The following is a 19301-nucleotide window of genomic DNA, read 5'->3' on the forward strand; positions in this document are numbered from 1 at the left end:
AACTCCCATGCTCAAAGGTTTAGCCATCACACCGCCGGTTTTAGGCCGAATTTCCATCGGCAAAGTCGTCGAAAAGAACGGTAAGCGTCTGCCAGAAAAGGACGATCAATTTACCCTCACCTCCCAAGTACATAACCGTGACGGCTGGTTGCTGCATCCCCTTAACGAAGAACTGCGCAATGGTAAGGACGGCAAGCTGCGCAGCATTCCGATCCGGCTGCTGTTCAACGAGCCGGACCTCAACTTTCGGGCTGACTACAGCCTGTTCGACCGTAATACTGGCCGGCCGCTGTGCGTCGGCAATGGTGAGACCTGCAAGCGTCTCACCAAGGATGGTATTCAGTCGTTGCCCTGCCCTTCACCGGATGGCTGTTCACTGGCTCAAGGCAATGCCTGCAAACCTTACGGCCGGCTCAACGTGGTGATTGGCGATGACGATCCACTGGGTAGCTTTGTCTTTCGCACCACAGGCTACAACAGCATCCGCACCCTGGTAGCGCGACTGCACTATCTGCAAGCCATCTCCGGCGATCGACTGGCCTGCCTGCCGCTGGAGTTGCGTCTTCGCGGTAAGTCCACTCGCCAAAGCCACGGTGTACCGATTTTCTACGTAGACATCACGGTACGCAGCGGTCTGGGCATGGAGGATGCCTTACTTGCAGCCAAGCAATTGGAGGAGACCCGTCAAGCCGCAGGCTTTGACCAGAGCGCCTTGGATCAAGCGGCACGGCAGGGTTTTAACAATGGGGCCTTTGAGGACACCGTGGAGGACACAGGTGCCATCGTCGAGGAGTTCTTCCCTGTCATTGAAGATCAGCCCAGCCGTATAGAACTCAACCCCCCTCCACCGGCAGCGCCTGCCAAACCCTCACTTGCCCAGAAGCTGGAATCGCGAGCCTCGCAGCACAAAAGCAGGTCTTCGGTTCAGTAGCCATCAACTCTTCTGCGTTCTTCCCTATTCGCTCAGGAATACCCGAATGAAATATCACAAGCTGATAGCCGGTGAAACAATCGGTACCTATGTCATGGAATCCCCGGTTACCGAGGCTGACATCCTGCAGATGGCACAACAATTGGCAATGAGCCGTCTGTCTAAAGGCCGGGCATTAACGGAGCCAAAGCAGGTTTTTAGCCACCTGCAAACACTGCTGCAGTACCACGAGCACGAGGTCTTTGCGCTACTACTGCTCGACAGCAAACATCGAGTGATTGCCTTCAGGGAGCTATTCAGAGGCACGCTGGATGGCGCCAGCGTCTACCCGCGAGAAGTGGTCAAGATTGCGTTGGAGCACAATGCGGCAGCGGTGATTTTGGTACATAACCATCCATCCGGCGACCCTGAACCCAGCCAAGCTGATCGCACGCTAACCCAGGCGCTCAAGAACGCCCTCAGCATGATTGGCACCCAGACGTTGGATCACATCGTTGTAGGTCATGAAGGCTGCGTATCGCTGGCTGAACGAGGTTACCTTTAACTCCAATGTACACACCGTCCGATGGACCGCCTTTGGCACTGCCAGGGTGGTCGTCGGCACGGTGTCCTTCTATTTTTTTTGTCGTGATTCAGCGTTGTGCTCAGGTTCTGCTGCACCCGAAACCATGGGAACCATCCCCAAAAACCTTCGTGCTCGACTTACACAGGTAGCTCGCACGATGGAAGAAGGCTGCCTGTCCGGCTATCTCGTCGCGATACAAGTGATAGTAAGGATTTTGTGGAATCTCGACCAACCCCCTGACGGCTTCTACTGATAGCCCTAAAGCACTTGCCCACGCTCCTTCCAAGCGATTAAACATGTTGTCTCTGCCTGATTCGAGCTTACCCAGCGCATTGAAGGCATCGTAGTTCAGCAACATCGCAAAGTGATGATGTGGTCGCCCGTGCTGCCCTTGTTCCCTAGCCCAGACGTAACGCACCTTGGTGTCGTGTGCGTACTTATTCACAAGTTTCGCCATCTGGCGATTGTGCTTGATCTTGGCTTTAAAGGATTCGATGAAGTGGTCAATAACTTCGTTCGTGAAAGCGTAATCAGGCAATTGAATGTTAGCTGGTAGCCGCAGGTCAAACCTGAATGCAAACACACGAGGGTACTGATTAAGCGCTCGAGATACCGTCTGATGAAGACGGTTTAGGTACTCTTGGATGAAAGGTCCCTTATCCACTTGCACGGTTAAGCCTTGATAAGAACCTTCGCAATGAAGGGTTAAGTTCGTGTTACCTGGATATCTAGCCATGATGGAGCTCCGAGTATTGAGTTTCATATAGTCAGGCCCACTAGTACATTTTTACTTACACCTAAGAATGCAGAGCACAATACTGCTCTGCTTAGAGCGCCTATCTTCCCTCCGACACACCTCCTACACCTAACCAGTACAGACAAGCCAAACTCACAATAGAGATACTGTATAAACATAGTACCAATACCGAAACTTTCTGACGGCACGACACTAGATAAAACACCCACAAGCCCTGTTAAAAAAGATACATTACAGAGAAACAACAACTCTGGAAAAACACCATGAAGGATAAGTTCCTTCATGGTGTTAACTTGAACCGAGCCAGTGAAATTCACAAAGGCAAACGCAGCAGATCCTCAAGCATCATTCTTCACCAACTGATCCCGCTCTTTAACTTTACTTAGTATCCAATCGTGAACTTCACTTTCCAGCCAACCTACACAACGGTCCCCCAAGGAAATAGGTTTGGGAAATGAATCTCCCGAAATAAACTTGTAAATCGTAGATCTAGCAAGGCCAGTTAGATCCATGACCTCTTTCAATCGAATTATCCTCATGAACGCATCTCCTGTATTCGTCCAGAGGATTGGCAAGGTCAGTAGAACTTTACTGAGGGCCACGAAACTCCTGTCTACTGGCGAGTCAATGAACCACTCAGAGGCTAGAGAACGGGCATGGTAAGAAGCGACCCTTCCTTGCCATGGGCGGCGGCGTTGACGGATTTTTGAAGACCTTTCGGCAGCCGCCCCTTGTTGACCTCAAGGCGGTTCAGGCCCAGCAGCACTTCAGCGGCTTATTCACGAGTGCTCAGTTGGGCGAACTCCATGGTGCTGATGTCTTAAACACCGCATAATTTCGGTCCTATCATCAAAAATATCTACTATAAATATTCTAGCTAAACACTATAAAACTCATTCACAATCTCTATGTTTGTGCTATAATTCTACTGAATTTTTTCTAGAAGACTTATAAAATGGCCATCAGAATCAATGACAATCTTTCTCAGCTCTGGGGAGACAATGTAGTCAATGACCGCAGGGATATTTGGCTATGGAAACGCCTCCAAGAATACGGGCTCAATATTGGCCCCCTCGACAGAGCGCCGCGAGAGATGCGCAACATAATCGCAGAGTACTTGAGCTTAAACCCACACATCGCTGAGACTTTGAAACAACAGGAAGCGGCAAAACTACTTCATCAGGATCACTTCAAGTGGATACATGAGGGCAAACGCCAAATCTCATGGGTAAGTAATCGATTACTTAGCGCTTCAGGACTTATTCCATTCATGATCCCAACAAACCTACATGGAATGGACAGACTGTATTACATCGCAGACTGCTGGGAAGCCGACATCACCTACAAGCGTATTGAACTGAAGAACATAGAGGAACTGTGGAGATCACAAAAAAACGCTGACAAACCTTTCAGATGGTTTAAAGACGACAACCAAAAAATCTTACTCGCGTGGGAATGGCTTACAAAGAACACTCAACTCACTCTTTCATGCCCCCCATTTGAAGACTACGAAGACCTTTTAATATATTTTGACGAAAGCTTTATCATCAACGAACAAAGAGAGCTCTACCTCACTAAAATTAAAGCACGATGGAGCCAGCAAAAATACAGAAGCAATCTATCAGGAAAGTCTCAGTACAACTTTATACTTTCCGACAAGGCTATACGCAGTTTAGACAAAATATGCGAACAACATGAAATCAGTCGTGCACGAGCAATAGAAATCCTCATAGCGCAAGAAGAGATAAACGCTACGTACATTGCTGAAAAACTGAAAAACTCCAAACTACTCAATCAAGATTAGTGGACTTTGCAGAAATAGATCCTGATAGATCTCCGGTCAAGACCCGACCTCACTCTCGGATTATTTTCCGCCCTGGCAGGATCTAGCTCAAGAGAGCGATACAATGGCTGCTCTCTATTTACATGCTCTACATCGTGCCAATCCATGCTGTGACGCAGCTGTTATGCAGAGCATATTGTACGGCCTGGGTCCGTCCTCCCCGACTGAACTAGTATGGGCTCTCATAACTCACGCAGGCAAAGAAACTGGGCCCAGCGCCAAACCTGGCACATCTTGCACTACAACGTAGTTTCAAACTTCTAACCGGCAATCCAGGCATTGTCGACATCGTTGACGCCAGGACTCACCACGTATTGAATGTTTGGCAGCGCTGTCAGCCACTTGCTGACCAGGAAGCCGTAGTAAAGCTCCACTTTGGATGTAGCGATCGATCTTGTTGGTGGCCTTGTCATGCACAGTGGCGTCGCTGAACAAGGTCAGCGCCCGTGCCGGGTTGGTCGCATCCTTGTAGACCTGATGCTGCACCACCCACTAGGCGCCGTGTTTGTTGTTGTGGGATTTGAAGCCTGTATCGCTCAGCGGCTCCTGTGCCACGTCCGCAGCAAGATAGAAATCGTCAGCCTTGGTGGTACTGTAGTAGCCGCCGACGCGGTATTCGCCGGGCGTTGGAGCAGGAAATAGTAGAGACCGCCCATTTGCTGTACTCGAAGGCAATATGGCATGTGCTGACTCGCCAGAGCGAGTGAAGGAATGCAAAATCGCCAGCAATGGCTATCAGAAGCCGTTGGCTCCGCTCAAAAGTGAGATCCGACGAACAGCTGTGGAATTGAGCATTGATCGACGTAAAGGTAGGAATTTAGGAAGATTCGCGAATGGTATTCCAAAAGGTATTCCAATAAAAAATTTAACCGAAGAAAATCTATAATAATCAACATGTTATAGAATCAATTCAGATTACCCCGGCCCACCAATCCAAAGCATCAACAAAACCCGCCAAACGCGGGTTTTGTTGTTTCTGGCGTTTGAAAAGCCCAGCCAGCCTACCCTCGGATTTTTCCTTCAAGATTCCGCGCTGTTGATGAACTGGCGCACACCCCCACACCACGCTAATTTCCCTCTGCCGCTGCTCATCAGCGACCGGCTTTGACAGGCTGAAAAGTGTAACCTTTCACACCCCTTGATTTAGCGGCATGCTTCGCGTGTTCCGTCTCGTTCATGGCGGCTGTGCGTGGGGCATCTTCGGGTGCGCCGGGTTCCTACACTTCCGGTCTGTCAACCCGCGTACAGCTGCCACCCAATCCTGTTTGACAGCAGGGGTTGGCAGCTCCTCAAACAGTGTGGGAGCTTCATCATGAAAAAAATCACCCCCAATCCCCCAACCACCCTCTTCACCGTCGCCGAAAACATCGACACCGAAACCCTGCTCATCCAAGCCAGCGAAACCCTCTCCTCGCTGAACGCCATGACCACCGACCTGGCCTTCGAGCTCGAAGGCGCTGGCCGTCAGAAGCTGCTGGCCCACCAACAGTTGATCGGCTTGAGTGAGTTGTTGATCGAACGCGCACTCACCCACAACACCCACCGCTCCCCGCAGTAACCCTCAAAAAAGGCCGGGACGCTTTCCAGCGATTCGGCCTCTGCGAACAACATCCTCCGCCTGACCGACCAACAAGGTTGCATACCAACCATTTCGGTAGAATAATCGCCACTCACTCGCCGACCCTCGTCGGCCTGCGCTTGTTTACATCAAGGCAAGGAATACACCAGTGGCTTTTTTGTTCGCAGCGTTGAGAGGGTTACAAGGTCGGCGGGCGCGCATCAGGCTGGGGCTGGTTGCTCGCGGTGAGCCGGGACGCGCCGGAAGTTATCCACACCCTGCCGCTGCCGGCGTGGTGCGGCTGCGCAAATGGGTACTGATTATTGTGGGCGTGGTGTTGGTGACCGCGCTGATCCCCGACGACCCCACCTCCCCCGGCGCGCGGCACGGGGTGTGGAGCCACCGGTTTCTGGGGATGGTCAGGGGGTTGTGAGGCTGTGATGGCCGAGCGTGTCCATGGCGGCGAGGATGATCAGCGGGCGCCATTCGCGGTGGAAGCCCGAGCGCACCGCCACCAGGGCGGTGGCGCCTAGGCCGGTGAGGGAGCTGGTGACACGCACCAGGCGCTCCTGGGAAGCAGTGGCCGGGTCGATACCCAGCGCGACGTAGATGAGCAACGCCATCTGCATCAACTCGGGCACCTCACTTTGCTCGCCCTCCACCAAGCGGTTGGCGAACGCCGAGACACCCGGCCAGGCAAAGGTGAAGTCCACGAGGTTTTCGATTACTGCGCGCTCGCGTTCCACGCCGGGCGCAAGGCTTTCCACGCGTTCAACCAACGCCTGCATGTGCTCCAGCCCTGTGCGCAACGCCGCGTCGAACAGCGCCTGCTTGCTCGGGAAGTGGTGCAGTAAACCGGCTTTGGAGTAATTCACCGCATCAGCGATCTGCTGCAGCGAGGTATGCGCGAAACCATGCTTGGCAAACAGCCCCGCAGCGCGGTCGATGATTTCGGCATTCAGTTCGGATTTGGTCATTCTAGGCATGGCGGCAGCCTAACATAGGCGCCGGTCAAAGCCGTGGGTCTGCAGAAGAATTGGTCGGTAAACGCGGCCTTCAACGCCTTACAAAAAACCCACATTCATTCACGAAATATTCAGAAGTGCTGGCAGATACTAGCCGTTTGCCACGGCCTTTCCCCCGAAGGGTCACTTGCTTTGGTAGCCAGAAATATGACGCGTCCTGCTTCTCTGCTGCTCCTTCTCGCTGGTCTGTTGTTCTTTTTCGCCCTCGGTGGCCATGAGCTGCAAGGCTCCACGGAAGCCCGTGTCGCCGGCATCGCCATGGCCATGCACCTGGATAATGACTGGGTGATCCCGCGCCTGTTTCGTGAACCTTTTCTGGAGAAACCGCCCCTGAGCCTGTGGCTCGACGCCGGTGCGATTCGCCTGTTCGGCGGCACCACCTGGGCGGTGCGCCTGGCATCGGCATTCGCCGGTTTGTTCAGCGTGATGCTGTTTTACGCAATGCTGCGCAAGTTCGGGCGCCCGAAAACCCTGGCGTTCTGCGCCGCGCTGATGCTCGCCACCATGGCCAGTTACTGGACCAACGTTCGAGGCGTGGGTGAAGACTCGCTGCTCAGCCTGGGCGTAACCACGGCGCTGTTGGCCTTCTACCAGGCCGTGCGCCCCGATCGCGAGGGCTCCGCTGCCGGGGCGTGGGCGCTGTTTACCGCCGGGATGGTGATCGCCACTCTGAGCAAAGGCGTGCTGGGCCTGGCACTGCCGGGTATCGTGATTTTTGTGTACCTGCTCAGCACCAGCGTGATGGATAAACGCCTGCGCATCGGCGATTGGCTCAAGCCCGGGCTGTTTACGCTGCTGGCTTTGGTGCCGCTGTTGATCTGGCTGGGCTTCCTGTTCCAGCGCGGCGGTATGCAGGCCGTGGCCGAAGTGCTGTGGACCAACAGCGTCGGGCGCTTCAGCGGCTCGTTTGTCGAGGCCGGGCACTACGAGCCCTTCTACTACTACATCGCCAAGCTGCCCGAAGCGTTCCTGCCGTGGAACATTCTGGTGTACCTGGGCTTGTGGCATTTCCGCAAAAGCCTGGTACGCAACCGCTACCGCCTGTTCTTCAGCGTGTGGCTGGTGGCGCAGTTCACCTTGCTGACGCTGGCTTCCAGCAAACGCACCGTTTACTTGATGGCACTCACGCCCGCCGCCGCCATGCTCGCCGCAGAATATGCCGGGGTGTTGCTGGAGTGGGTGAAAGCACACAAACCGGGACTGTATCGCCATCACCGCAGCGTGATCGGCGGCGTGTTCACCCTGGCCGTCGCGTGCTACCTCAGCGCAGCATTCTGGTTCGCCCCCAAAGCCGATGTGCGCCAGTCATTTGTGCCGGTGATCAGCCAGGTTCAGGCCTATCAGGCCGAGGGGAAGGCGGCGGTGTTGTTCCAGCCCAACGAGCGTATCGCCGGGGCCAGCGTGTTCTACTTGCAGGCTTACTTGCCCATCCTGCAGACCGAAGCCGAGTTGCGCAGTTACCTCACCGCCAAGCCCGGCAACGTGGCGCTGCTGGACCGCACCGAGCAACTGAGCGAGAAGGTCACTGTGATCAAACAGATGTCGATCAACCGCCAGCCTTACTTCTTCGTCGAGCAGTAAGGCGGGCGCAGGGCGTCAGTGCTTGGTGACCTTGTCCAGGTAACCCATGGCGAACGCCGAGATTACGAAGGTCATGTGAATGATCACGTACCACATCAAATGCTGCGGATCGACGTTCTTGGCGTCCATGAAGATGCGCAGCAGGTGGATGGACGAAATCGCGACGATGGAGGCGGCCACCTTCATCTTCAGCGAGGACGAGTCCATGGTGCCCAGCCAGTTGAGCTTTTCCTTGTTCTCATCGATGTCCAACTGCGAGACGAAGTTCTCGTAGCCGGAAATCATCACCATCACCAGCAGGCCGCCGACCAGGGCCATGTCGATCAGCGACAGCAGCAACAGGATGACGTCGGCTTCCAGCATGGAAAACACGTTGGGTAGCACGTGGATGATTTCCTGGAAGAACTTCAGCGCCAGGATCAGCAGGCCCAGGGATAACCCAAGGTAGATAGGCGCCAGCAGCCAGCGTGAGGCGTACATAGTATTTTCAATAAAACGTTCCATCGAATCTCACACAGCTTTGCTAAAAATGGCCGCGAGTATACCAGCCGAGCCAGAACACCTGTCACCACGAGAAAACTGACCTGGACGGCATCTGTAAGAGAATTTTTCTGCTAGTGTCGAGCCCATCAAATCGGCTCGATGACGTCGAACAGGAAAAACTCAGATGATGGATGTGCGATCCCATTTGGCCACTATCGGCCTGGGTGCGGTGTTGCTGTTGACCGGCGGCTGCTCCCCGAAAGAAGAGCAGAAGCAGGCCACCCTCGAAGAGAAAACCGCCAAGTTCGAGCAGTCGCTGGACAGCATCCAGGATCCCAAACTGCGCGACGCCATCGCCGACCTCGGCGGCTCGCTGCTGTTGCTCGAACGCGCACGCGTCAAGCTCGCCGACAAGCCCATCGAAGCCGAGTACGGCGAAGACACCCTGGCGTTGCTCAAGCACTACCCCACGCCCCAGGCGCTGGTCGACACTTACATCAATGGCCTGTTCGTGCTGCGCAAAGCCTCGCACTCCGACTACCTCACCGACTTGCAGCCGGTGTTCCCGTTCAGCTTCAACACCCCCGCCCAGTTCCCGTTCCCCCACGCACTGGAATGGCAATCGGTGACCTTGAGCAACAATAAAGTCATCCCGTTTCAGCCGGAGTGGTCGGAAACCGACCCCGGCATCCAGCTAAGCCCCAGCAGCTCGAACCTGACCAACCCCGATGACCTGACCATCACCTACCCGTTCATCGACGGCATCGAAACCGAGAACAAGAGCCAGCCGCAGCCGGTCAGCCTCAAAGGCGCGGTGGAAGTGGTCGCGCCGGGCAAGGTGCTGACCTTCGACCTGAGCAAAAAAGACGTCGGCCACAAACGCACCGAGGGCAATATCACCCTCAACCTGCTGTTGCTGGAAAAGAACTACGCCGAGATCGAGCTGACCAACAGCGAGCCGCTGGCGCCGGAGGTCGGCGATGAGTCGCCGAACCCGCTGCTGGTGCAGGCTCGCGACACCACCGGGCAATTTCTGACCCGCTCAGGCTCGATCAACGAAAATGCCGCGCAGGTGGCGTTTTACGAGAAACAGCTGGCCGAAATGCAGAAGCAGAAAGCCTGGTCGGACGCGTTCGAGAAGCAGCTTACCGACGAGCAAAAAGCCTTCGAGCACAAGCAAAGCAGCCATTACGCCAAAGTGTATTTCAACGGTTTGATCGACAACCTGCAGGTCAACGTGCTGGACTTTTCCAAGGCCACGCTGACGCGCAAGGACCTCGACTTGCCGGTGATGCGTTTCGACAAGAACAGCCTGCAAAACACCGTGCAACCCCTGCCGATGCCGGTCACGGTCTACGACGACAGCGCCGTCAATTGGCTCAAGGACGCGTCGATGACCGAAGACCAGCTGAAAAAAAGCGTGACCATCAGCCAGTCGACCGAAGACGCCAGCGCCGCGAAGATTGTGTTTGACCACCCTTTCACCTTCAACGACGACCTGGTCGGCGCCGAGCGCAACAACAGCGACGCCCCGATCACCTTCTTTACGGCCGACGACAAGGGCGAGCGCGGCGAGCCGATCGAACTGCCCAGCGAAGCGTTTGAAATGAATGCCGGCAGCGGCACGCTGACTTACGACCTCAACCTGTTCCCGGAAACCCCGGCGTTTGTGGTGGGTTCGGTGCCGCTGTTTCTGGCCACCATCAATAAAGCCACGGTTGACGTGGCGAAACTGCCCAAAGGCCTGTCGCTCAAGGACAACGCGCTGATCGTCGACCAGAAGGCATTCCCGTCCGACAGCTGGCGCTTTTATGCCAAGGATGCGAGCGGCAACTACCTCAAGGAAATCCTCGGGGTCAGCCACCGCGCCGAGGAATACGGCACGGCGCTGTTTGACGTCCACTATTTCTACGGCCAGCCGACTGCTCTGGAAAGCTACCAGCGCACCGACCTGGACACCGTGCAATACGGTTTCGAGGTCAAGCTGGACAAGCCCGAGAGCAAGTAAGCCAACAGATCGTTCCCACGCTCCGCGTGGGAATGCCGCCCTGGACGCTCCGCGTCCGGCTGTCACCGCAAGCTTCAAGCCTTGCGCATGTGACGCGGAGCGTTACGGGATGCATTCCCACGCAGAGCGTGGGAACGATCTCATCCTCACAGGGCCAGGCGTTCTCGCCCGCCATTGAGCTCTCGCAAATGGGCCTGCAGGTGCAGGCACCAGATCTGCGGGTCATCCGCCAGCTCATAGCCGTGCAACGTCAGGCTGTCGACGATGGAACCCAGAATGGTTTCTGCCGCGAAAGGCCCATGAAACGGGCCCTGTGACTTGATGGTGGACGGTTGCTCGCCGGTCATTCCGGCGGCAAACAGCAAGGTCCACAGCCCGTTATCCCCCGCGAGAGGGCGAATGGAGCATTCGATACGGGTGACCAGGCCCAGGCATTGGCGGGTAAGGCAAAGGTTGCGCGGCATGGCGGCGACCCTCGGTAGATCGGTGTTCAACTTCGCCGCGAGGCGAGGCTGTTTCTATCCAGCGACTCCTGTGGATATCCCTTGAACTGAAGAATAGAAGAAAACCACGACAAACCAAGGTCGTAGGGACCAACGGGCGTTGGTCCATCAGATGGGAGTCATTTTTTTGGCGATACACACTGATTTAGTGTGGGAGCTGGCTTGCCTGCGATAGCGGTGGGCCTGTCAGCAGAGATGTCGGCTATAAGTCGTCATCGCAGGCAAGCCAGCTCCCACATAATCAGCTTGGTTTGGCTTCCGCCAACGCCTGCTGTGCCAACTCCTTCTCGGCCTCCTTCAAATCTTCCTCGCTGATCATCTCGGCAATCGCACGCAAGCGCTCCACCACGCGAGCATTCACGGTACCTTCCGGGAATTGCCCTTCTGCATCCGGTTCACCGGCGTCTTCGCCCACCAACAGGCTCAGCGCCTCGTCGGCCTGGCGCACGGCGTAGATGTGGAACTGCCCGGCGCGCACAGCTTGCAGCACCTTTTCGTCGAGCATCAGCGTGGCGACGTTGGCCTGGGGAATGATCGCGCCCTGCTCGCCGGTCAACCCGCGCGCTTCACAGAGGCGGAAGAAGCCTTCGATTTTCTCGTTGACCCCGCCCACCGCCTGCACTTCACCAAACTGGTTGATCGAACCGGTGATGGCAAAGCACTGCTTGAGCGGCGTTTTCGACAGGGCCGAAATCAAGGTGCACGCCTCGCCGAGCGACGCACTGTCGCCGTCCACGTAACCGTAGGACTGCTCCAGCGCGATGCTCGCCGAAATCGCCAGCGGGAATTCCTGGGCATAGCGGCTGCCCAGGTAACCGGTGAGGATCATCACACCCTTGGAGTGAATCGGCTGGCCGAGGTTAACCTCGCGCTCGATGTCCACGATGCCGCTGCCGCCCGGGTACACCGTGGCGGAAATCCGCGCCGGCACGCCGAACGCCGAATCACCGACTTCCAGCACCGTCAGCCCGTTGCACTTGCCCACCGCCGCACCGGCGGTGTCGATCAGGATGACCCCGGCGAGCATGTCGTCGAGAATCCGCGCCGACACCCGCCCGGTACGCGTGGCCTTGGCCTTGAGCGCGCGCTCGATGTGCCCGGCGTCGGTCATTTCGTCGCCGGCCAGGTGGCGAATAAAATCCGCCTCGCTGACCAGCTGGAACAAATCGCCGATACGCGCCGACAAACGTCCCTGATGCTCCGCCAGCCGTGCGCTGTAAGTGGCCAACCGCGCCACCGCGTCGGAGGTCAGCGGCGCCATGCCTTCTTCGGAGGTGCGGGTTTTGAGCAACTGGGCGAACTGCTCCAGGCTCTCGTCGACCATGGGGATGTCTTCGTCGAAATCCACCAGCACGCGGAACATCTCCTGGAAATCCGGATCGGCGTCCTGCAAGGCGTAGTAGAGCTGGCGCGAGCCGATGATGATGACCTTGACCTGCAGCGGAATCATCTGCGGGGTGAGGGTCACGGTCGCCAGACGGCCCAGTTCGCCCAGGGGCGACTCCATCTTCAGCTTGCGCGATTGCAGGGAACGCTTGAGCGCATCCCACACAAACGGCTCGCCGAGCATTTTTTCCGCTTCAAGGATCAGGAAACCGCCATTGGCACGGTGCAAGGCACCCGGGCGCAGTTGGCGATAGGTGGTGTAGAGCGCACCCTGATCGGTGCTGTATTCGATGCGGCCGAACAGGTTGTCGTAGGTCGGGTGCGGTTCAAACACCACCGGCGCGCCGCCGTTGACCGGGTGGCCCACCACCAGGCTCGGGCAGTATTGTTCTTCGAGCAGCTTGCGCGCCTGGGCGTCGGTCTTGGCGTCATCCACCAATTGCTCGACCACGGTTTTCAGCAAATACACCTGCATGGCTTGCAGATAACCGCAAACACCGGCGTTCTCGGCGTACTTTTCCGACAGCGGCGCCAGCAAAGGCTGAAGGGCCAGGGTGATGGTTTCTTCGTTGAATTGGCGCAGTTGGTTGTTGGATTCACGCTTCCACTGCGGCAGGCTCGCCAGTTCTTCGTTGAGGCGTTCTTCCAGCTCGGAAATATCCGTGTGGAAACGCTCACGGTCGGCTTCAGGCAACTGCGAAAACTCGGCTTCGTCCAGCGCCTTGCCGTCGAGCATCGGGGTGAAGGCGATGTTGGAGCTGTCGCGGTACAGCGCCACGTCTTTTTCCAGGGCCAGACGCTCGATCACGTCCAGGGCCTTGTCGTAACGCTGGTTGAAGGCGCGGTCGATGGCACTTTTGCGTTGTTGATAAGTGGGGTGTTCGAACACCGCCGGGAAGGTGGCGACCAGGTTGTCGACCAGCCCGTTGATATCGGCAATGAACGCCGCTGCAGCACCGCCCGGCAATTCCAGGGCACGGGGTTCGCGCGGCTCATCAAAATTGTTGACGTAGACCCAGTCCGCCGGGGTCTGCAGGCGTTTGCCTTCGGCTTTCAGGTAGCGTTTGACGAACGAAAAGCGGCCGGTACCGGGCTCGCCCATGACAAATACGTTGTAACCGGGGCGTGGCATGGCCACACCGAACTGCAACGCTTCAACTGCGCGTTCCTGGCCAAGCACACCGCGAAAGGGCTCCAAATCATTGGTGGTCGAGAAGCTGAACTGTTCAGCGGAGAAAGGGCGAGTCAGCGCTTCGGGCGCTAGACGCAAGCTGGCAGCAACAGGATCAGGCATCGGGCTTCCTTACATCAGGCGGGGCAGATGACGGCATTCTGGCTCTCGCTTGCGCGCTCTGGCAAGGCGAGCCTGTGGGAAAGCATAGACACGGGATGCGTCTTACAAATAAATCGCGATAAGTCCCATTGTTTTATAAAAAATAACGGAACCCCAAGAACCTGCCTAAACTCCAAACTGCGCGGGTTGGACTAAATAACTGGCCCCTAGGGCGCTGCAACGCGCCTGAACCCTTGTCCATTGGTTTGCACACAAAGAGAACAAAGCTATGAAACGGATCCTTCTTGGTACTCTCTTCACCGTCGTCTCCCTCAATGCAATGGCAGAAGCACCAGGTGGCCCGAACTGCGGTTGGGGCAACATGTTGTTTGAAGGCCAGCGCGGCACTCCGGCTCACTTCCTGGCTTCCACCACCAACGGCACCTCGGGTAACGCCACGTTCGGCATGACCTCGGGTACCAACGGTTGCAGCACCAACAGCGCCCTGACCTACGGCGGCAAGTCCTGGATTGCCATGAATGGCATGATGAACGAGCTGTCCGAAGACATGGCCAAAGGCAACGGCGAAGCGCTGACCACCTACGCGGTGGTATTGGGCGTTGCACCGGAAGATCGCGAGCACTTCGCGGCCGTGACCCACGAGCACTTCCAGCAAATCTTCAGCAAGGCTGACGTGACCGCTGACGACGTGCACAACAACACCCTGGCTGTACTGAAAAGCGATGCCCGCCTGGCGAAATACGCTACCCAGGCTTAAGCTCGACCCGCCCGCGTCTCTCGAGGCGCGGGCCTTATTTTTTGGACCCGCCCCCCTTTGGGTCTCACTTTTTCCGACTTAAGTTGCCCCTATGCTCAAACGCTTTGCCTGGCTGGCACTCTTCGCCTGCGCCCCGCTGTACGCGGCGCCGCACATTGATGATCAACGTTTGCAGCAATTGGCCAACGATCCGTTCTGGCTGTCTCTGGGCCATTACGAAGCCGGCAAAATCGGTGGCTGGCGCAGTTACGTCAGCGACAAGAAATTCTTCCTCGCGCCCGACGGCGCGCACCACCCCGACCAGGAACTGAAGGCTACCGTAGAGGCGCTGTATGCCCCGGCCAGCCTGGGCGAAAAGCACGCCCAATGCGTTTACCCGGCACGTACGCGCTGGCTCAAGGCTCAACTGAACCTGACTGACCTGCCCGCCCTTGAGTGCAAGGAATTCACCCAATGGTTCAAGGACGTCGCGCCCCACAGCGCGGTGATGATCTTCCCGGCCGCCTACCTCAACAGCCCGTCGTCGATGTTCGGCCACACCCTGCTGCGTATCGACCAGGCTGACGTGCAGCGCGACAAGACCGCCCTGCTCAGCTACGCGATCAACTTCGGCGCCTATATCGAAGGCTCCGACAACAGCATTCTCTACGCCTGGAAAGGCCTGATGGGCGGTTACCCCGGCCTGTTCGCCCTGGTGCCCTATCAGGAAAAACTCTCCGAATACCGCAGCCTCGAGAACCGCGACCTGTGGGAATACCGCCTGAACCTCACCGAAGTCGAAACCAAACGCATGGTCGAGCATGTGTGGGAGCTCAAGCAGATCCAGTTCGACTACTTCTTCTTTGACGAAAACTGCTCCTACCGCCTGCTCGAGTTGCTGCAAGTGGCGCGCCCGAGCCTGCGCCTGACCGAGCAATTCCCGCTCACAGCCATCCCCACCGACACCGTCAAGGCGGTAAAGGAAGCGGGCTTGGTGGAAAAAATCGACTATCGCCCGTCTCGAGAGCGCGAACTGCTGGAACGCGCCAAGCCACTGGATGGCGATGAGCAACAGTGGGTACTGAAAATCAGCGATGACCAGAAACAATTGCAGGAGCCGGCCTTCAAAGCCCTGCCCCGTGATCGTCAGGCACTGATCATCGACGCCGCCTATCGCCTGGGCCGCTACCGCGCCAATGGCCTGGAGCGTGACACCGAACGCTCGCAACGCAGTTTCGAGCTGCTGCGCGCGATCAACCAGAACCCCGCGCCCGACCTCAAGGTTGAACAACCCGGCCTGCCCGAGAACGGCCACGAATCACGCACCTGGCAAGCCGGCATCGGCACCCGCGGCAGCAAGACGTTCGGCGAATACGGCCTGCGCATGGCCTACCACGACCTCAACGACAACGCCGAAGGCTTCCCGCTGGGCGCGCAAATCGAAATCCTGCAAATGAAACTGCGCCAGTACGAAGGCAACCACTGGCAACTGCAGCAACTGGACCTGGCCACCATCCGCTCCCTGACGCCGCGTAACGCGCTGTTGCAGCCGTGGTCCTGGCAAGTGACCGGCGGCCTGGAACGTGTGCCGGGCAAACACGACGACGAAACCCTCGTCGCCCACGTCAACGGCGGCGCCGGCGGCACCTGGCAACTGACCGACGACATGCTCGGCTTCGCCCTCGGCACCGTGCGCGTGGAGCACAACAACGACTTCAGCGAAGCCATCTCCCCCGCCGCCGGCTTCAACACCGGCGTGCTGTGGAAAAACCCGTTGGGCAATTTGAGCCTGGAAGCCAAGGGTGATTTCTTCACCAATGGCGAAGTGCGACGCAGCATCAGCCTGAATCAGCAATGGGAACTGTCACGCAACCTCGGGCTACGCCTGAGCGCCCAGCGCGAGTACAGCCATTTGTCGACGCCCGTGAATGAAGTGCTGCTCGAAGTGAAGTGGTATCACTACTGACCTGAAATGTGGGAGCGGGCTTGCCCGCGATGGCAGTGTGTCAGTCAGCCTGGCTATTACTGATACACCGCCATCGCAGGCAAGCCAGCTCCCACACTTGGTTTTGTGCTTAGCCTGAAACATCGCACGGCCTGCATGCTCAACACCTTTCTCACCTCCCTTTCACACCTCCCCAACAATTCGCTGACTAGACTTTCCCCCATCAGCCGTAAAACGGCCAGGGAGTACGCCATGTGGCGGTCTGCGGTAATGCTGTGCGCTGTAGTGTGGTTGTCAGGTTGCCAGTCCACCCATCAGGACTTGATCGCCAAGGGCTACCCACCCGCCTTCGCCGATGGCTTTGATGACGGTTGCAGCAGTGGCCGCCAGGCCGCAGGTGTGATCAGTGGGGAGTTTCGAAAAAACGTACCCCGCTATCTGAAAGACCGCGAATACGCCGAAGGCTGGGAAGACGGCTTTCGCCAGTGCAAGGCCATGCGCGAGAACGAAGAGTTGCGCGACTACAAGGACAACCACTGGGATGACCGCGAGCGCGCCTGGCAGCAGGAGAAGGATCGTGACGCGGCCAGGGCGTATCGCTCGCAATAGGTCGCTTTCCTGAAGCGTCCAGGGCTGCATTCCCACGCAGAGCATGGGAACGATCGCGCGGTGAACATGGCCCAAACTCCATAGAGGGAGAATGTCATGAGCCGTGCTTTTGTGAATGAAGACAACGCCGCCGCCCAGGCCGACCAGCCGGTGGAGCGTCAGATCAGTGAACAGCCGAACCGAGTGACTGCGCAGGGCTTGGCACAATTACAAGCCAGGGTTGCGCAGTTGCAGCACGAATACAGCCAGGAAGCCGCCAAGGACGACAAACAGCGCCAAGCCGATCTTGAGCGCGATTTGCGTTATTTCAACCAGCGGGTGCAAAGCGCTCAGGTGGTGGCGCCCGCGACCTCTACCGACAAGGTGCAGATCGGCAGCTGGGTGACCTTCGCCAACGAGCAGGACGAGCAGCAGCGCATCCAACTGGTTGGCGAAGATCAGGCCGACGCCAGCGCGAACCTGATCAACTGGGGCTCGCCGCTGGGTCGCGCATTATTGGGCGCTCGGGTGGGCGACGAGGTGCTGTGGAAACGCCCCGTCGGTGATCAATTGATCGAAGTGCTGCGCGTGGAACCCGGGGTTTAGACGATGCCCTGAGCCAGCATCGCGTCGGCGACTTTCACGAAGCCCGCGATGTTCGCGCCTTTCACGTAATTGACCCGGCCATTTTCTTCGCCGTAATGCACGCAAGCGTGGTGGATCGACTGCATGATGTTGTGCAACTTGCTGTCCACTTCCCCGGCTGTCCACAGCAGGCGCATGGCGTTCTGCGACATTTCCAGGCCACTCACGGCCACACCGCCGGCATTGGACGCCTTGCCCGGCGCGAACAGAATGCCGGCCTCGATGAAGATATCCACCGCCTCAAGGGTGGTCGGCATGTTGGCGCCTTCAGCCACGCAGATGCAGCCATTGCGCAACAACGTGCGCGCGGCGTCGGCGTTGAGTTCGTTCTGGGTGGCGCAGGGCAGTGCGATATCGCAAACCAGCTCCCAAGGGGTTTGGCCTTTGCGGAATTCCAGTCCAAAGCGCTCGGCCAGCTCGCTGATGCGCCCGCGCTGCACGTTTTTCAGCTCCAGCAGGGCCAACCACTGCTCTTCGGTCAAACCGCTTTCGGCGTACAACGTGCCTTCGGAGTCGGACAGGGAAATAACCTTGCCCCCCAGATCCATGACCTTGCGCGCCGCGTATTGCGCCACATTGCCGGAACCGGAGACGGCCACCCGCTTGCCTTCAACCCGCTGGCTGTTGCGCTTGAGCATTTCCTCGGCGAAGTACACACAGCCGAAACCGGTGGCCTCGGGACGGATCAGGCTGCCGCCGTAGGTCATGCCCTTGCCGGTCAGCACGGAGGTGAACTGGTTGCTCAGGCGTTTGTACTGGCCGAACAGGAAGCCGATTTCACGGGCGCCCACGCCGATATCGCCGGCCGGCACGTCCACATCGGCGCCGATGTAGCGGTACAGCTCGCTCATGAAGGCCTGGCAGAAACGCATCACCTCGGCGTCGCTCTTGCCCTTGGGGTCGAAGTCCGAGCCGCCTTTGCCGCCGCCCATGGGCAACGAGGTAAGGGAGTTTTTGAAGGTCTGCTCGAAGGCGAGGAATTTCAGCACACCCAGGTTTACCGAGGGATGAAAACGCAGGCCACCCTTGTAGGGGCCAATGGCGCTGTTCATCTGGATGCGAAACCCGCGGTTGACCTGAACCTTGCCGTGATCATCCACCCACGATACCCGGAAGGTAATCGCGCGTTCCGGCTCGCAGATGCGCTCCAGAATGCCCGACTTCAAGTAGTGCGGGTTGGCTTCAAGAAAGGGCCACAGGCTGCGCAGGACTTCTTCGACGGCCTGATGGAATTCCGGCTGGTTCGGGTCGCGTTTCTTGAGGCGGGAAAGGAAAGATTCGACAGATTCGATCATGGGAAGTCTCGGCAAATTGATTGTTTTTAAGGGAGATTGAGCCGGACCTTAGCAATTCAGGTTGCACCTGAAAAGTGCAAAATGTCGCCTTTGTGAATTTAAATGGTGCATTCGATATAAATAAATCACATCTTTTGCACCAAGAATGGGATTTCAGC

General features: G+C 57.4%; 19 protein-coding genes. 11 read left to right on the forward strand and 8 right to left on the reverse strand.

Features of this window, described 5'->3' with window-relative positions; genetic code table 11:
- The first annotated feature begins 7 nt into the window (after positions 1 to 7).
- Both ATI14_RS02645 and radC read left to right on the forward strand, forming a co-directional pair.
- Positions 8 to 931, forward strand: coding sequence for a recombination directionality factor (locus tag ATI14_RS02645; protein ID WP_080520278.1), 924 nt, complete (start codon positions 8 to 10; stop codon positions 929 to 931).
- 46 nt (positions 932 to 977) lie between these two features.
- Positions 978 to 1475 (forward strand): RadC family protein, encoded by a 498-nt coding sequence (radC, locus tag ATI14_RS02650; protein WP_080520279.1) that lies wholly within the window; start codon positions 978 to 980, stop codon positions 1473 to 1475.
- A 100-nt stretch (positions 1476 to 1575) separates the two neighbouring features.
- Here radC and ATI14_RS02655 read toward each other — a convergent pair whose 3' ends face one another.
- The gene (locus tag ATI14_RS02655) at positions 1576 to 2232 is read right to left on the reverse strand and encodes an inovirus Gp2 family protein (protein WP_080520280.1); all 657 of its coding nucleotides are present in this window, start codon (positions 2230 to 2232) and stop codon (positions 1576 to 1578) included.
- Between the two features lie 359 nt (positions 2233 to 2591).
- Complete coding sequence (locus tag ATI14_RS02660) at positions 2592 to 2792, reverse strand: helix-turn-helix transcriptional regulator (protein WP_008436723.1); 201 nt, start codon at positions 2790 to 2792, stop codon at positions 2592 to 2594.
- Between the two features lie 416 nt (positions 2793 to 3208).
- Between ATI14_RS02660 and ATI14_RS02665 the strand changes: the two genes are divergently transcribed.
- On the forward strand, positions 3209 to 4057 hold the full coding sequence (locus ATI14_RS02665; RefSeq protein ID WP_080520281.1) for a hypothetical protein: 849 nt from the start codon (positions 3209 to 3211) through the stop codon (positions 4055 to 4057).
- A 299-nt stretch (positions 4058 to 4356) separates the two neighbouring features.
- Here ATI14_RS02665 and ATI14_RS31945 read toward each other — a convergent pair whose 3' ends face one another.
- A complete protein-coding gene (locus tag ATI14_RS31945) occupies positions 4357 to 4509 on the reverse strand; it encodes a carbohydrate porin (RefSeq protein WP_130886719.1) in 153 nt (50 codons plus the stop codon).
- An 899-nt stretch (positions 4510 to 5408) separates the two neighbouring features.
- Between ATI14_RS31945 and ATI14_RS02675 the strand changes: the two genes are divergently transcribed.
- Both ATI14_RS02675 and ATI14_RS02680 read left to right on the forward strand, forming a co-directional pair.
- Positions 5409 to 5654, forward strand: a complete 246-nt coding sequence (locus ATI14_RS02675) for a DUF6124 family protein (protein ID WP_016973825.1) — start codon at positions 5409 to 5411, stop codon at positions 5652 to 5654.
- A gap of 169 nt (positions 5655 to 5823) precedes the next feature.
- Entirely contained in the window at positions 5824 to 6087 is a 264-nt protein-coding gene (locus ATI14_RS02680; RefSeq protein WP_016973826.1) for a hypothetical protein, read from the forward strand.
- On the opposite strand, the gene ATI14_RS02685 is transcribed toward ATI14_RS02680, so the two are convergent.
- Positions 6074 to 6640 carry a TetR/AcrR family transcriptional regulator gene (locus ATI14_RS02685; RefSeq protein ID WP_231124352.1) on the reverse strand — a complete coding sequence of 189 codons (567 nt, stop codon included), beginning with the start codon at positions 6638 to 6640 and terminating at the stop codon, positions 6074 to 6076. The two genes, ATI14_RS02680 and ATI14_RS02685, sit on opposite strands and share 14 nt — an antisense overlap.
- A gap of 186 nt (positions 6641 to 6826) precedes the next feature.
- Here ATI14_RS02685 and ATI14_RS02690 point away from each other — a divergent pair, with 186 nt between their 5' ends.
- The gene (locus ATI14_RS02690; protein ID WP_080520283.1) at positions 6827 to 8260 is read left to right on the forward strand and encodes an ArnT family glycosyltransferase; all 1434 of its coding nucleotides are present in this window, start codon (positions 6827 to 6829) and stop codon (positions 8258 to 8260) included.
- A gap of 15 nt (positions 8261 to 8275) precedes the next feature.
- Here ATI14_RS02690 and ATI14_RS02695 read toward each other — a convergent pair whose 3' ends face one another.
- Positions 8276 to 8764, reverse strand: a complete 489-nt coding sequence (locus ATI14_RS02695) for a TIGR00645 family protein (protein ID WP_016973829.1) — start codon at positions 8762 to 8764, stop codon at positions 8276 to 8278.
- 163 nt (positions 8765 to 8927) lie between these two features.
- Between ATI14_RS02695 and ATI14_RS02700 the strand changes: the two genes are divergently transcribed.
- Positions 8928 to 10751 carry a hypothetical protein gene (locus tag ATI14_RS02700; protein ID WP_080520284.1) on the forward strand — a complete coding sequence of 608 codons (1824 nt, stop codon included), beginning with the start codon at positions 8928 to 8930 and terminating at the stop codon, positions 10749 to 10751.
- Between the two features lie 146 nt (positions 10752 to 10897).
- Here ATI14_RS02700 and ATI14_RS02705 read toward each other — a convergent pair whose 3' ends face one another.
- Together ATI14_RS02705 and ATI14_RS02710 are read right to left on the reverse strand one after the other, a co-directional pair.
- Positions 10898 to 11215, reverse strand: a complete 318-nt coding sequence (locus ATI14_RS02705; protein ID WP_016973830.1) for a PA4575 family protein — start codon at positions 11213 to 11215, stop codon at positions 10898 to 10900.
- 280 nt (positions 11216 to 11495) lie between these two features.
- On the reverse strand, positions 11496 to 13934 hold the full coding sequence (locus tag ATI14_RS02710) for a Lon protease family protein (protein WP_016973831.1): 2439 nt from the start codon (positions 13932 to 13934) through the stop codon (positions 11496 to 11498).
- A gap of 268 nt (positions 13935 to 14202) precedes the next feature.
- On the opposite strand from ATI14_RS02710, the gene ATI14_RS02715 reads away from it, so the two are divergent.
- The 4 genes from ATI14_RS02715 to ATI14_RS02730 all read left to right on the forward strand — a co-directional run bounded on the left by ATI14_RS02715 (position 14203) and on the right by ATI14_RS02730 (position 17809).
- Positions 14203 to 14691, forward strand: a complete 489-nt coding sequence (locus ATI14_RS02715; protein ID WP_016973832.1) for a DUF3015 domain-containing protein — start codon at positions 14203 to 14205, stop codon at positions 14689 to 14691.
- A gap of 91 nt (positions 14692 to 14782) precedes the next feature.
- Entirely contained in the window at positions 14783 to 16636 is a 1854-nt protein-coding gene (locus ATI14_RS02720; RefSeq protein ID WP_016973833.1) for an Lnb N-terminal periplasmic domain-containing protein, read from the forward strand.
- A gap of 231 nt (positions 16637 to 16867) precedes the next feature.
- On the forward strand, positions 16868 to 17224 hold the full coding sequence (locus ATI14_RS02725) for a hypothetical protein (RefSeq protein ID WP_016973834.1): 357 nt from the start codon (positions 16868 to 16870) through the stop codon (positions 17222 to 17224).
- Between the two features lie 96 nt (positions 17225 to 17320).
- Positions 17321 to 17809, forward strand: a complete 489-nt coding sequence (locus ATI14_RS02730) for a GreA/GreB family elongation factor (protein ID WP_016973835.1) — start codon at positions 17321 to 17323, stop codon at positions 17807 to 17809.
- Here the strand turns inward: ATI14_RS02730 and gdhA are convergent.
- Positions 17806 to 19143: an NADP-specific glutamate dehydrogenase gene (gdhA, locus tag ATI14_RS02735; RefSeq protein ID WP_016973836.1), complete on the reverse strand. Its 1338-nt coding sequence runs from the start codon at positions 19141 to 19143 to the stop codon at positions 17806 to 17808. The two genes, ATI14_RS02730 and gdhA, sit on opposite strands and share 4 nt — an antisense overlap.
- Between the last annotated feature and the right edge of the window lie 158 nt (positions 19144 to 19301).

The sequence above is a fragment of the Pseudomonas tolaasii NCPPB 2192 genome, assembly GCF_002813445.1.
Lineage (GTDB): Bacteria > Pseudomonadota > Gammaproteobacteria > Pseudomonadales > Pseudomonadaceae > Aquipseudomonas > Aquipseudomonas tolaasii.